Source organism: Flavobacterium sp. P3_A6 (genome assembly GCF_056403035.1).
Genome location: NZ_JBFUGG010000001.1, coordinates 255,835 through 270,119, shown reverse-complemented (window position 1 = coordinate 270,119; position 14,285 = coordinate 255,835). Strand labels below are relative to the sequence as shown.

Genomic DNA, 14,285 nt, shown 5'->3' with positions numbered 1-14,285 from the left:
TTTTATTTCTTGAGCAAAGATTTCAGAACTACTGCGCAATTATTTTGCGTAGTAAAAAAAGAATTTTAAATTTGATTAAAAAACAACATGAATTTGAAGAAAATTTATATTGATTTGCTTCTGAATATAGGTTTTAATGAGAACGAAATTCAGCAGAACTGGGGTGATTTAGAAAAGGCATATTCCAAAAAATCAAGACATTATCATAATCTGACGCATTTAGAAAAGATGATCGAAAGTTTTGAAAACTATCATCATCAGGTTCAAAATCCTGATGAAATTTTATTTTCCATTTTTTACCATGATTTTGTTTATTCCAGTTCCAAAAAGGATAATGAATTGAAAAGTGCTGAATTTGCCTTGTCGATTTTGCCTGAAAATGCAAAGCTTGATAAACAGCTTATTTTTGATGCTATTTGCGCGACACAGCTCCATGCCCGCCATTCTGTTGAAGATATCAATTGGCTGATTGATTTTGATTTAAAAATTCTGGCGAAAGACTGGGACAATTATAAAATCTATTTTGAACAGATTAGAAAAGAATACCGCATTTATCCTGATTTTCTATACAACCCAGGTCGTGCCAAAGCTTTGAAACATTTTTTAGAAAATGAATTTATTTTTCAAACTGATGAATTCAGAAGTTTATATGAAGAGAAAGCCAGAACTAATATTGAAAAGGAGATTTCCTTATTAACTACCTAACTGCGTGAGGGATGGAAACGGCATCCTTTTGTGGCGGGGTTCGCCACAAAAGATATAGTGTACAGCCCGGCCCTTGGGACACGCCAAAAAAAAACTAAACTATGTCACAAAACAAAAACGCTTTAATCCGCTATAAAACCATTGACAAATGCCTGCAGAATCAGTACCGCCAATGGACTCTCGAAGACTTGATTGAAGCTTGTTCTGACGCTTTGTTTGAATATGAAGGGCGGGAAAACTCAGTGAGCAAACGTACGATTCAAATGGATATTCAGCTGATGCGGTCGGAGAAGTTGGGATATAATGCGCCTATTGTGGTTTATGACAAGAAGTTTTACAAATACGAAGACGAAGATTTTACGATAACCGATATTCCGCTGACGGAAACCGATATGAATGTTTTGACAGAAACCGTTTCGATGCTGAAACAGTTTAAGGATTTCTCCTTGTTTAATGATGTTTTGGATATTTTACAGCGGCTGGAGGATAAAATCTATGCCGAAAAGTCGCATACGCAGCCCGTGATTCATTTGGATAAAAATGAAAATTTGAAAGGGTTGCATTTCTTGGAAGAAATCTATCAGGCGATTGTAAAAAAGATTGTTTTGGCGATTACTTACAAGTCATTCAAATCCCGAGAGGAAACGGTATTCAATTTTCATCCTTGTATTCTGAAGGAGTTCAATAACCGCTGGTTTTTGGTCGGACGAAGAAAAGAAAGCCAGCCAATCACTAATCTTGCACTCGACCGAATCATTTCGATTGACTACAACTTGAATTTACCTTATTTGGAACAAAACTTCAATCCCGAAACTTATTATAAAAACGTAGTTGGCGTTACCGTAAATACGGGCTTGCAGCCTAGACGGATCGAACTTTGGATTGATGCTAAGAATGCACCTTATGTCATAACCAAACCTTTGCACAATTCACAAAGAATTATTAAGCAAAATGAAGATGGCAGTATTATTGTACATCTTTTTATCATTCATAATTATGAATTGGAACGAATTTTATTGGGATTTGGAGACAGCCTGGAAGTACTTCGTCCTGAAAATTTACGAGAACGCATGAGAGCAATTCTTCAAAAAGGATTGATGCGTTATGAAAAAGATAGCGAAAATTTAAAGAATGAGTAAATCTTCTTGTTCAGATTGTCTCATTAAACCATTCCTAATTTAGAAACAAAAAAAAGCACCTTGTGCAAAGGCGCTTTTAAATTTATTTCAAAAATACTTTTGGCTTCAATTAGGACCAAGAACCAGATCCTCCACCAACTCCTGTAACTGTGGAAACAGAACCTGATTGAAAAGTACCTAAAACGTTAGAATGATTATCAAAAAATATAAGACTTAAATAAACTGGCGTACTTGTAAATTGAAAACTTACCGTACTACTATACAAACGATTGATATCATCCGTATAAACATCTCCAAAAAGAGCTCCTCCGCCTGGAGTAGAAATACCGCCTGCTTTGCCATTAAATGATTTTCCATTATCAATATTTACTTGAAATTGTAAATAAAAAATCATGCTTACGGAACTGCCCTTTGCAGGATATGATGCAGTCGTACTCAAAATTTGGTTTTTGGCGGCATGAATTAATTCATTATCCAATTTGCCATTCATAGCAACATGAAAATCATGAGCAATAATTTCTTTACTTACCTCCTGAACTACATTGTTAGTTCCATTTTGACTGTTTGACATAATTAAATATTTTTTTTATTTCACCTACTCTATTCTTGGTTTTTCGGTTACCACCATTTTTGCTATAACAATATTATTCCAATTTTCAATATCCTTTACACGTGTTTCTACCTATTTGATTGTCAACAAATAATGAATCTATTGTAAATTAAACATAAACAAACTCTAATTTTCATTACATAAATTATCTCTCTCCTTTTTTAGTAAAGCATATGAAAACCTATAAAATGCTGTTTGTCCTTATTATCAAGTTTAATTGAAATTTCAGCCTAATTTATTCGTTTCAAAAAAAGCATCATTTTTGTTAAAATAAGAATATACTGCGCATGCATAATATTTCCTGAACTCCTTATTTCAAAGGAGTTTTTTATCTATATTTATAAAAAATTAAAAAAAGTTTGATTTTATTATGCATGCATAGTATTTTTTTTATTACTTTTGAAATCGATATAGTAACTTATGAAAAACAAAACACTTGATTATATCCTAAGAGCAACCTGGCAAGCCGTTTCCAGAATGTACAATGAAGAAGCCAATAAATATGACGCCACAATGGCAACTGGATTTGCTTTATTAAGTATTGACAGAGAGGAAGGAACTCCGTCAACAGCATTAGGGCCAAGAATGGGAATGGAAGCTACAAGCCTGACCAGAACCTTAAAATCGATGGAGGAAAAAGGATTGATTATCCGAAAGAAAAATCCAGAAGACGGAAGAGGCGTTTTGATTTATCTGACCGATTTTGGAAAAGAAAAAAGAGAACTTTCCAAGAATACTGTTTTAAGGTTTAATGAGTCCGTAAGGAAACACATCTCTGAGGAAAAGATAAACAATTTTATAGAAGTGGCTGAAATTATCAACGAACTAATTCAGAATAAAAATATATTTAATCAACAGGAAAATAATGAAACGAACCATTAAAAAAGTTGCAGTAATTGGATCCGGAATTATGGGTTCTGGAATTGCTTGTCATTTTGCCAACATTGGAGTCGAAGTCTTGCTTTTGGATATTGTTCCAAAAGAATTGACTGATGCAGAAGCCAAAAAAGGACTTACGCTTGAAAGTAAAATTGTTCGCAACCGTGTGGTAAACGAGCATTTGGCCAACTCATTAAAATCGAAGCCCTCTCCTATTTACAGCCAAAAATTCGCCAGCCGAATCACAACTGGAAACACTACGGATGATATGGCCAAGATTGCCAATGTGGATTGGATTATCGAAGTGGTTGTGGAGCGTTTGGATATCAAAAAAATGGTTTTTGAACAAATAGAACAATTCAGAAAACCGGGAACTTTAGTAACATCCAATACTTCCGGTATTCCAATTCATTTCATGAGCGAAGGACGCAGCGAAGATTTCCAAAAACATTTCTGCGGTACTCACTTTTTTAACCCAGCGCGTTACTTAAAATTATTCGAAATTATTCCTGGTCCGCAGACTTCTGCTGAAGTTTTGGATTTCCTAACAACATACGGAGAGAAATTCTTGGGTAAAACTTCGGTTGTTGCCAAAGATACTCCGGCATTTATCGGAAACCGTATCGGTATTTACGGAATCCAGAGTTTATTCCACCTGATAAAAGAGTTGGGATTAACAATTGAAGAAGTGGATAAATTGACGGGGCCGGTTATTGGCCGTCCAAAATCAGCTACCTTCAGAACTGTGGATGTAGTTGGATTAGATACTTTAGTGCATGTTGCCAACGGAATCTACGAAAACTGCCCAACAGACGAACAGCACGAATTATTCAAACTTCCGGATTTTGTAAACAAAATGATGGAAAACAAATGGTACGGAAGTAAAACCGGACAAGGTTTCTACAAAAAAGTTGACAAAGACATTCTTTCTTTAGACTTAGACACTCTTGAATACCGTCCTGCCAAAAAAGCTTCTTTTGCTACTTTAGAATTAACAAAAACGATAGATAAACCAATCAATAGATTTAAGGTTTTGGTTAAAGGAAAAGACAAAGCAGGTGAATTCTACCGCAAAAGTTTTGCAGGAATGTTTGCTTATGTTTCCAACCGTATTCCTGAAATCTCTGATGAGTTATACAAAATAGATGATGCTATGAAAGCTGGTTTTGGATGGGAAAATGGTCCGTTCGAAATTTGGGATGCCATTGGTGTAGAAAAAGGAATCGAAATCATGAAAGCCGAAGGTCAAGAGCCTGCAGCTTGGGTTACTGAAATGTTAGCCTCTGGAAGCACTAGTTTTTACACTGTAAAAGAAGGAGCTACTTATTTCTACAATATTCCAACGAAATCTCAGACTAAAGTTCCTGGTCAGGATTCATTTATTATTCTGAACAACATTCGCGAAAGCAAAAAAGTATGGAGCAATAGTGGTGCTATCATACAAGATTTAGGAGACGGAATCTTGAATTTAGAGTTCCAATCCAAAATGAATACTATTGGTGGTGATGTCCTTCAAGCGATTAATAAAGCAATAGATTTATCCGAAAAAGAATACCAAGGTTTGGTCATTGGAAACCAAGCGGCGAATTTCTCTGTTGGTGCCAATATCGGAATGATTTTCATGATGGCGGTTGAGCAGGAATACGATGAGCTGAATATGGCCATCAAAATGTTCCAAGACACGATGATGCGCGTTCGTTATTCCGGAATTCCGGTTGTGGTTGCTCCCCACGGAATGACTTTTGGCGGTGGATGCGAAATGAGTTTACATGCCGATAAAGTGGTTGCCGCTGCAGAAACCTATATGGGATTAGTTGAATTTGGTGTTGGAGTTATTCCAGGAGGTGGAGGATCTAAGGAAATGGCATTAAGAGCGTCTGATTTATTCCGTAAAAATGATGTGGAACTAAATGTGCTGCAGGAATATTTCCTGACAATCGCTATGGCAAAAGTATCAACTTCCGGTTACGAAGCTTTTGACACTGGGCTTTTACAGCACGGTAAAGATATTATCGTCGTTAACAAAGACCGTCAGATCGCCGAAGCTAAAAAACATGCCTTATTAATGGCCGAAGCGGGTTACACACAACCTATCCGCAGAACTGATGTAAAAGTTTTAGGTAAACAAGCTTTAGGAATGTTTTTGGTAGGAACCAATCAAATGGTTGCAGGTAAATACATCTCGGAACATGATTTAAAAATTGCAAACAAACTGGCTTATGTTATGGCCGGTGGGGATTTATCTGAACACACTTTGGTATCTGAGCAATATTTATTGGACATCGAACGCGAAGCTTTCTTGTCACTTTGTACCGAAAGAAAAACATTGGAACGTATTCAATTCATGTTAACTAAAGGGAAACCATTAAGAAACTAGAGGCAAGAAGCAAGAAAAGTCTTTACTCTTGACTCTTTCTTCTTTCATCTAAAAAAGAAAAAAAAAAAAATGAAAACAGCATATATAGTTAAAGCTTATCGTACTGCGGTAGGTAAAGCGCCAAAAGGAGTTTTTAGATTTAAAAGACCTGATGAGTTGGCGGCAGAAACCATTCAATACATGATGAATGAGTTGCCTGATTTTGACAAAACACGTATTGACGACGTTATGGTAGGAAATGCCATGCCGGAAGCAGAACAAGGTTTGAACGTGGGCCGATTGATCTCTTTGATGGGATTAAAAATAGAAGATGTTCCTGGTGTTACCGTAAACCGCTATTGTGCCTCTGGACTAGAAACTATCGGGATGGCAACAGCTAAAATCCAATCCGGAATGGCTGATTGCATTATCGCTGGCGGAGCCGAAAGCATGAGTTATATTCCGATGGGAGGTTACAAACCTACTCCGGATTATGCTGTCGCAAAAGCGGGACATGAGGATTACTACTGGGGAATGGGATTAACTGCAGAAGCGGTGGCCAAACAATTCAGCATTTCGCGTGCAGATCAAGATGAATTTGCTTTTCAATCGCATAATAAAGCTTTGAAAGCACAAGCTGAAGGTAAATTTGACAAACAAATCGTGCCTATTACGATAGAACAGACTTTTATCAATGAAAATGGTAAAAAAGAAACCAAATCATATATAGTAAACAAAGACGAAGGTCCAAGAGCTGGAACTTCAGTTGAAGCATTGGCAGGTCTTAGACCCGTTTTCGCAGCAGACGGCAGCGTAACAGCTGGTAACTCTTCTCAAATGAGTGATGGTGCCGCTTTTGTTCTGGTTATGAGCGAAGAAATGGTAAAAGAATTAAACCTTGAACCTATCGCCCGACTGGTAAACTTCGCCTCAGCAGGTGTTGAACCAAGAATCATGGGAATTGGTCCCGTAAAAGCTATTCCGAAAGCTTTGAAACAAGCAGGATTGACGCTAAATGATATTGATTTAATTGAATTGAATGAAGCTTTTGCTTCACAGGCATTGGCAGTTACCCGTGAATTGAACTTGAATCCTGATATCATCAATGTGAATGGCGGGGCAATATCATTAGGACATCCTCTAGGCTGTACTGGCGCCAAATTATCTGTTCAATTGTTTGACGAAATGAAACGCAGAGGTAACAAGTACGGAATTGTAAGTATGTGTGTGGGAACTGGTCAGGGAAGTGCGGGGATTTATGAGTTAATGTAAGAGGAGATAATAGATGAGAGACAAAGAGATAATAGATTTTATAAAAAAAGACAACAAGATGAGAGACGGAGAGATAATAGATTTTTGTCATTCAAATTCTTCAAAGCCTATCCGTTTATCATAAACTTTCCATCTATTATCTATCCATCTATTATCTATCATCTTTTAAAAAAACATATGAGTGAATTCAAAAGACACAATTTCAAAAAACTAAAAATTTGGCAAATGGCCATGGAGATTGCTAAACTAATTTTAGACGCAACGGATACATTTCCAGTTGCTGAAAAATTTGGCTTAAAAAGTCAAATGGATCGATCCACTGTTTCTATGCCATCAAATATCGCAGAAGGATCGAGTCGAACGGACAAATCTTTTAGTCATTTCCTAGATATATCATTAGGTTCCTCTTTTGAACTTCAAACACAACTTTTACTTGCAAATCATAGAAAATATATAACAGGTGAATACACCAATTTTATTGAAATAAAAATTGAAGAATTTCAAAAGGCAACGATGTCTTTTCAAAACACACTAAACAAATAATTTACAAATTAATTCATAAATAATTGGCGTCTATTATCTATTCGTCTATTATCTATCATCTAAAAATAAAAATCATGAGCGACAAAACAAGAGGTGGTCAATTCATCGTAAAAGAAACAAAATGTGAAGATATTTTCACACCGGAAGATTTCAACGAAGAGCAGTTAATGATGCGCGACTCGGTAAAAGAGTTTGTGGACAAAGAAATCTGGCCTAACAAAAGCCGTTTCGAAAATAAGGACTATGCCTTTACCGAAGAATCCATGCGAAAAGCCGGAGATCTTGGTTTCTTAAGCGTAGCCGTGCCTGAAGCTTATGGCGGAATGGGAATGGGATTTGTCAATACCGTTTTGGTTTGCGATTATATTTCAGGAGCAACTGGATCTTTTTCTACAGCTTTTGGAGCGCATACTGGAATTGGAACCATGCCAATTACTTTATACGGAACAGAAGAGCAAAAACAAAAATATGTTCCAAAACTAGCTACAGGAGAATGGTTTGGAGCGTATTGCTTAACTGAGCCAGGTGCTGGATCGGATGCAAATTCTGGAAAAACCAAAGCAGTTTTGTCTGAAGACGGTACACATTATAAAATCACCGGACAAAAAATGTGGATTTCGAATGCCGGATTCTGTTCTGTATTTATCGTATTTGCAAGAATTGGAGATGATAAAAACATCACCGGATTCATTTTGGAAAACACGAAAGATAACGGAATTTCTTTTGGAGAAGAAGAGCATAAATTAGGTATTCGTGCCTCTTCAACTCGTCAGGTATTCTTCAATGAAACTAAAGTTCCTGTTGAAAACATGTTGTCAGAAAGAGGAAATGGTTTCAAAATTGCCATGAATGCCTTAAACGTTGGACGTATCAAATTGGCCGCCGCCTGTTTGGATGCACAACGCAGAGTAATCACTGGGGCGGTTCACTATTCTAATGAAAGAATTCAGTTCAATACTGCTATTTCTCAATTTGGTGCTATTCGCTCTAAACTAGCCGAAATGGCAACTTCCTGCTACGCTGGAGAAAGCGCTTCTTACCGTGCTGCCAAAGACATTGAAGACAGAATCACTGCTCGTGAGGCTGAAGGTGCATCACACCAAGAATCGGAATTGAAAGGCGTTGAAGAATATGCTATCGAGTGTTCTATCTTGAAAGTAGCTGTTTCGGAAGATGTTCAAAATTGTGCCGATGAAGGAATTCAAATTTTTGGAGGAATGGGATTCTCAGAAGACACACCTATGGAAAGTGCTTGGAGAGATGCTCGTATTGCCCGTATCTACGAAGGAACAAACGAAATTAACAGAATGCTTTCGGTTGGAATGCTAATCAAAAAAGCCATGAAAGGGCATGTTGATTTACTTGGGCCTGCTTCTAAAGTACAAGAAGAATTAATGGGAATTCCATCATTTGAAACTCCTGATTATTCGGAATTGTTTGCTGAAGAAAAAGAAATGATTGGCAAATTGAAAAAAGCATTCCTAATGGTTGCTGGCGGAGCTGTTCAAAAATATGGTCCTGACTTAGACGCACACCAACAATTATTAATGGCAGCCTCAGATATCTTGATTGAAATCTATATGGCTGAAAGTACCATTTTGAGAACCGAAAAATTAGCCAAAACAAATGGTGCCGACAAAATAAAAGAACAAATCGCAATGGCACAATTGTACTTGTACCAAGCAGTTGACATTGTAACACAAAAAGGAAAAGAAAGCATTATTTCTTTTGCCGAAGGCGATGAACAACGCATGATGTTAATGGGATTACGCCGTTACACTAAATACACCAACATGCCAAATGTCGTTGGTTTGAGGGAAACAATCACCTCAAAATTAGTTGCTGAGAATGCTTACTGTTTCTAAATATTTACAACCTTTTTAGTTTTTATTTGTTTAAAAAACCGCTAACGTCCCTGAATGACAAAGCGGTTTTTTTATACGATAATGCTATTACGCATTTCAAATTACTCCAATCAAATCAATATTATCATTCTGAGGAACGAGGAATCTCCACTCTAGCTATTCCATCCTCTATTGATTTAAAATCGAAATTGATTTGAGAAAAATTAAATCACTTAAGCTGTTAACCAGAACTCATTTTTTTGAATTACTCATTTATTGTAGTATTCTCAATATTGATTGTCGAGTTTCTCGTGAAGATCTTTCCTTTGTCAGGATTTTTTTTGAACAATTCAAAGACCGTTTTGGGTGAACAGGATTTATCAATATCCGAATCATTTTGGGCATTAACTTGGTTTTGGCTTCCAAATAAAAAGATGAAAAAAGGAATTAAAAATTTTATCATAACAGATATTTATTTTTCAGCCAATCCCACAAATCAGTTTTACTTGAAACAAAAGACAATAAAAAATCTAAAAAATTATTTTTTTTTCAATTTCTCAATGTCTCCACTATAGTTAATCGGAGCCCGATTATTAGAATTTATGGTTAAAGAAGCTCCGCCATCAAAAAAGACTGTTAAAAAAACAGAATAAGAATCAGATGAGTCTCGAACATCGGCTTTTATTATATATTTTTTTTTGCCTTTTTCAACTGAATAGTTTTTTATAGGTCCCTTAAAATGCAAACCGCCTCCACTGCCATAAGCCACTCCACTGTAAGCTCTCCCAAAAAAAGGCATTTCGCTGTGAATAGAATCATTTTTCAATCTAAAATAGTTTGGATTTGTAGTCAGATCAATACTTCTCCCACTTTGCGGATAAGCTCTGTCTCCCACAAATTCAAATTCTTTGGAATCAATAAGAGCTTCTACTTCTTTTTGTTTTGCTAATTTTTGCTCTTCTTTTATTTGCTGTTTTGTTTTTTCCTGTCCAAAGCTTATCAGCATTGAAAGAGAAAGAAAAAAAGATAATACCAATGTTTTCATAATTCTTTGATTTTTATAATTCTATAAACGAGTAATTTTAAAAATTTACTTCAGGCGAGTAAACCGCATCATCACAATATTACCTAACAAAAAGTTTAAGGTTTTACCATTATCAGTTATCGTGTACGATTCAATTCTATTTAAGTTTTCCATATAAAACGAATCTCCATTTCCTTCACAAGCCATCATAGTCATGCCTATTTTGGCATCTTTAAAATTAATTTTAGCGCCATCTATAAGCAAAGCGCCAAAATACTGATTACAGCTATTGTTACCTGTAATTTTGTTTTCTGCCAAATTAAAGGCAATTGTTGGCTTTTTGTTAGGAAACAAACCATCGAAAGCGATTTTGGGTCCAGTCATATAGTTCAATTCCCAAGTTCCTTCGATTGAAGCTTCTTTCCCTGCTGTTTTTGATGTACCGCATGAAACAAAACTCATGCAAATAAAAACCACCAATATATTTATTACCCTCATGATCAATAATTTAAAAATCATATAATGTAAAAATAAGAAAAATTAATAAGAAAAAGACATTCCGATTTCAAATTTGCTTTTTAAAAAAGGTATAGTTATTTTCGTAAAAAAGAAAAAATAGTATGACATTATTAGGAATAGGTTCCCGAATTGAACACTCAGAATATGGAAAAGGAGTAATAACCAATGTCTCATCCAAAGAATATTGGGTAACGTTTATAGAAAATGGACTGGAAACCATCCCTTTGAACGATGAGTTCAAAGTTATAGAAGCTACAGTTGACGAAGTAGATACAGTAAGTTTTTCGGAAGTGGAACAAAGCTTAAGAGACCTTTTGAAAAAGTGGTCGGATGTTTCCGAAATTGTGCCTATTGGAGATAAATGGAAAGGCGGCAAACTGATCTTGGAACCCGGACAAGCTGGATTGGCTTCCAAGGAAATTCCAATTGACACTTTTTTCCATAAAATCATAATGGTTCGTGACCGCTTGCGCGTTATGGAACAAAAAATAAACAGCAGTAAAATAGAAGAAATAGAAAAGATTGAATTACAGCAATACATTACCCGTATTTATGGAAGTTTAACTTCATTCAATATATTATTTAAATCGCCAACGAACCATTTTGTAGGCGAAAAATCAAAATAGATTTAACCCTGCATTAATTTTAATACGCTTTTTTATACGTAATTTTATCATTAACTTCAATTTTTAAAATCATGAAAAAAATAATCTTCTCAATCGCAGTCATTATTATTGCAATAATTGGCTGTAAAACCAAAAGCAGCTCAGCTGACTCAAAAAGCCTAAATCTGGTATTTGAATCCAAAAGCAACAGCAAAGTAAGCGGAACAGCTACATTTACAGAAAAAAATGGCCAAGTAACTTTTATCGCAAAAATTACTGGACTGCAGCCTGGAATTCACGCTATTCATATTCACGAAAAATCAGATTGCTCCGTAGCAGATGGGAGTTCGGCAGGAGGGCATTGGAATCCTACTTTTAAAAAACATGGAAAATGGGGAGACGCAGAACATCATAAAGGTGATATAGGTAATTTCACTGCAGATGTAAAAGGAAATGGCACCATCACTTTTACAACAGACGAATGGTCTATTGGCGGTGATGACCCAACAAAAGATATTTTAGGAAAAGGGCTTATTGTTCACCAAGGAGCCGATGACTATGTAAGCCAGCCTGCAGGAAATGCTGGAGCAAGAGTTGCTTGTTCGGCAATTATTAAATAAAAAAAATCTCACTTGAAAGAAAAAGAACAGCATTATTTTAAAAACGCATCAGCATGGCGGAAATGGTTACACGATAATCATGATTTGTCAGCTGGTGTGTATTTAATTTTCTATAAAGTAAGTAGTCCTTTCGAAAGCATGCGTTGGGAAGAAGCTGTTCAAGTAGCAATTTGCTATGGCTGGATTGATTCTACCGTCAAAAAGATTGATGAACACAGCAGAAGACAACTCTTTACTCCCAGAAAAAACAAAAGCGTTTGGAGTAAACTCAATAAAACTTATATCGAAAAACTCATTGCTGACAATTTGATGCATCAAAGCGGATTGTCTAAAATTGAGATTGCCAAGCAGAATGGCTCTTGGACATCCTCAGATGCAGCCGAAGATTTAATAATTCCAGAGGATTTAAAATTAGCTTTTGAACAAAACAAAATGGCATACGAAAACTACCAAAAGTTCAGTCCTTCTTATCGAAAAAACTATCTCCATTGGCTCAATCAGGCTAAAAAAGAAGAAACCAGAAACAATAGAATTACAGCAATAATTGAGCTTTGTACTCAAAATAAGAAATCGAGAAATTAATTTATTCTAGCGTTCACCCAAAAAAAGCAATATCTCTGCCTTTAGCCCTGATCGTCGAATTGCTCTCGCAATTCCCTTTTACTTTTTCCTATAAAAAGTAAAAGATAAAACTAGAGCAGGAACTATATAACCAAAAACGCCTGATTTTTATGCTTCTAAGAAAATATTTGATTAAAATTTTAAATCAAAAATGGCTTTGAAAAATTGAATTCACATTGTATACTAGCTCAAATGTACAATTTCACAAAAAATGCCAGATAAACAATTTTATAACCATTGAAATTAGGCATTGATTCATAAAAAAACATAGTTTTGCATAATCAAAATAAAGCAATGATTAACCCTTCGGCATCTGGTTGGATAGATAAATTTTTTATAAAACTAAAGTTATCAGAACACAATGTCTCTGAAACTGAGGCCAGTTTTTATCAAAAATTAAGAAATACCGGTTTTATCTACGGCCATATCATTTCAATTGACACACCTTTTGAGACACAGACTAAAGACTGGTTCAAGGAAGAAATTTCAAAACTAGCTTTACTGAATGCTTTATATGGTATTTTTTCATTAACATCTTCAGGAAAAGAACCTACGGATTTCATTGAGCAGGCCAATCTTTTTTATAAGGAAATGCATCCAGAAGGATTTAGCTTATTCAAAAAAATTGTCCCAAAAAATTCGCCTTCATTAACTTTAGAAAAAATAATTGATGAACGTGTACAGACGAATGACAATATAATAAACAAAAATTTTTCGCATTTAGTTACCAATGCATTATTATTTATAGATGTTTTGGCTTTCCGCCAATATTTGATACAGGGACAAATTCCAGAGAAATACCTAAAAAAAATTGAAGAAACGATTGTAAACATTGTTATTCTGGCTCTGAAAATAAAAAATAACAAATCACAATATGATGATTTATTAATTAAATTATTTGAAGCCTCAATTCGATACAGTAAATTTTCTAAAAAGGGGAATATCACCTTAGAAACGCTGGAATTGGCTTATTTTACTGCCGAACTGGAAAAAAAATACTTAATTGATATCGCTGGGATGGCCTTATGGAGCGATGGTGTTATCGAAAATAACGAGTCCTACTTTTTACACACGTTGGCAAATTCATTATTTATTGAAGATAATGATTTTGTAGCACAAAGCATCAGCAATACAGACAGTTTTATAAGCAAGCACAAAAAAGAGATTCCTTATTTTAATTATTCGAATCCTGTAAAGCATTTTTATGATCAAACTACTACGAGCGTCATTACCCTGATTTCACGCAATAAATCGAGATTGATTAAAGAAATAATTCAAAGTAAAGAATTAATGTTGCTTTTGGCTCATTCGACTCATAGGGATTTGGATGAAAAAGAAAAGAAAAAAGTAAAAAAACAATTATTGGATATTTGCAAAACAATACCTTCGCTAACCATATTTTTACTTCCGGGAGGGAGCTTATTATTGCCTCTCCTTATTAAGTTTATTCCAAAACTTTTACCTTCGGCATTTAATGAAAATTTAGAGAATGATGATTAATAGCACAAAAGGCTGCCTAAACAGACAGCCTTTTGACATTTTATAAAG

15 protein-coding genes are annotated in these 14,285 nt (G+C 35.3%); 11 read left to right on the top strand and 4 right to left on the bottom strand.

The window, feature by feature from the left end; translation table 11 throughout:
- Nucleotides 1–87: 87 nt before the first annotated feature.
- Both AC1DVP_RS01220 and AC1DVP_RS01215 read left to right on the top strand, forming a co-directional pair.
- Nucleotides 88–705: an HD domain-containing protein gene (locus AC1DVP_RS01220; protein WP_477181736.1), complete on the top strand. Its 618-nt coding sequence runs from the start codon at nt 88–90 to the stop codon at nt 703–705.
- Nucleotides 706–806: 101 nt separating this feature from the next.
- Nucleotides 807–1,844: a helix-turn-helix transcriptional regulator gene (locus AC1DVP_RS01215; protein WP_477181735.1), complete on the top strand. Its 1,038-nt coding sequence runs from the start codon at nt 807–809 to the stop codon at nt 1,842–1,844.
- A gap of 109 nt (nt 1,845–1,953) precedes the next feature.
- Here AC1DVP_RS01215 and AC1DVP_RS01210 read toward each other — a convergent pair whose 3' ends face one another.
- Nucleotides 1,954–2,415 (bottom strand): VapA/VapB family virulence-associated protein, encoded by a 462-nt coding sequence (locus AC1DVP_RS01210; protein ID WP_477181734.1) that lies wholly within the window; start codon nt 2,413–2,415, stop codon nt 1,954–1,956.
- Nucleotides 2,416–2,874: 459 nt separating this feature from the next.
- Between AC1DVP_RS01210 and AC1DVP_RS01205 the strand changes: the two genes are divergently transcribed.
- The 5 genes from AC1DVP_RS01205 to AC1DVP_RS01185 all read left to right on the top strand — a co-directional run bounded on the left by AC1DVP_RS01205 (nt 2,875) and on the right by AC1DVP_RS01185 (nt 9,369).
- Complete coding sequence (locus AC1DVP_RS01205; protein ID WP_477181733.1) at nt 2,875–3,336, top strand: MarR family winged helix-turn-helix transcriptional regulator; 462 nt, start codon at nt 2,875–2,877, stop codon at nt 3,334–3,336.
- On the top strand, nt 3,320–5,710 hold the full coding sequence (locus AC1DVP_RS01200; RefSeq protein ID WP_477181732.1) for a 3-hydroxyacyl-CoA dehydrogenase NAD-binding domain-containing protein: 2,391 nt from the start codon (nt 3,320–3,322) through the stop codon (nt 5,708–5,710). The genes AC1DVP_RS01205 and AC1DVP_RS01200 overlap by 17 nt, the downstream gene beginning before the upstream one ends.
- Nucleotides 5,711–5,779: 69 nt before the next feature.
- Complete coding sequence (locus AC1DVP_RS01195) at nt 5,780–6,961, top strand: thiolase family protein (RefSeq protein WP_477181731.1); 1,182 nt, start codon at nt 5,780–5,782, stop codon at nt 6,959–6,961.
- A 177-nt stretch (nt 6,962–7,138) separates the two neighbouring features.
- Nucleotides 7,139–7,504, top strand: a complete 366-nt coding sequence (locus AC1DVP_RS01190) for a four helix bundle protein (RefSeq protein ID WP_477181730.1) — start codon at nt 7,139–7,141, stop codon at nt 7,502–7,504.
- Between the two features lie 74 nt (nt 7,505–7,578).
- Complete coding sequence (locus AC1DVP_RS01185) at nt 7,579–9,369, top strand: acyl-CoA dehydrogenase family protein (RefSeq protein WP_477181729.1); 1,791 nt, start codon at nt 7,579–7,581, stop codon at nt 9,367–9,369.
- A gap of 244 nt (nt 9,370–9,613) precedes the next feature.
- Here AC1DVP_RS01185 and AC1DVP_RS01180 read toward each other — a convergent pair whose 3' ends face one another.
- From AC1DVP_RS01180 to AC1DVP_RS01170, 3 genes are all read right to left on the bottom strand, one after another.
- Nucleotides 9,614–9,811 carry a hypothetical protein gene (locus tag AC1DVP_RS01180; RefSeq protein WP_477181728.1) on the bottom strand — a complete coding sequence of 66 codons (198 nt, stop codon included), beginning with the start codon at nt 9,809–9,811 and terminating at the stop codon, nt 9,614–9,616.
- A gap of 75 nt (nt 9,812–9,886) precedes the next feature.
- Nucleotides 9,887–10,393, bottom strand: coding sequence for a DUF4251 domain-containing protein (locus tag AC1DVP_RS01175; protein WP_477181727.1), 507 nt, complete (start codon nt 10,391–10,393; stop codon nt 9,887–9,889).
- 45 nt (nt 10,394–10,438) lie between these two features.
- On the bottom strand, nt 10,439–10,870 hold the full coding sequence (locus AC1DVP_RS01170) for an META domain-containing protein (protein WP_477181726.1): 432 nt from the start codon (nt 10,868–10,870) through the stop codon (nt 10,439–10,441).
- 122 nt (nt 10,871–10,992) lie between these two features.
- Here AC1DVP_RS01170 and AC1DVP_RS01165 point away from each other — a divergent pair, with 122 nt between their 5' ends.
- The 4 genes from AC1DVP_RS01165 (at nt 10,993) to AC1DVP_RS01150 (ending at nt 14,237) form a co-directional block, all read left to right on the top strand.
- Nucleotides 10,993–11,517, top strand: a complete 525-nt coding sequence (locus AC1DVP_RS01165; protein ID WP_477181725.1) for a hypothetical protein — start codon at nt 10,993–10,995, stop codon at nt 11,515–11,517.
- Nucleotides 11,518–11,588: 71 nt separating this feature from the next.
- Nucleotides 11,589–12,116, top strand: coding sequence for a superoxide dismutase family protein (locus tag AC1DVP_RS01160; RefSeq protein WP_477181724.1), 528 nt, complete (start codon nt 11,589–11,591; stop codon nt 12,114–12,116).
- 12 nt (nt 12,117–12,128) lie between these two features.
- Complete coding sequence (locus AC1DVP_RS01155) at nt 12,129–12,698, top strand: YdeI/OmpD-associated family protein (RefSeq protein ID WP_477181723.1); 570 nt, start codon at nt 12,129–12,131, stop codon at nt 12,696–12,698.
- 333 nt (nt 12,699–13,031) lie between these two features.
- Complete coding sequence (locus AC1DVP_RS01150) at nt 13,032–14,237, top strand: LETM1-related biofilm-associated protein (RefSeq protein WP_477181722.1); 1,206 nt, start codon at nt 13,032–13,034, stop codon at nt 14,235–14,237.
- The last annotated feature ends 48 nt before the right edge of the window (nt 14,238–14,285 follow it).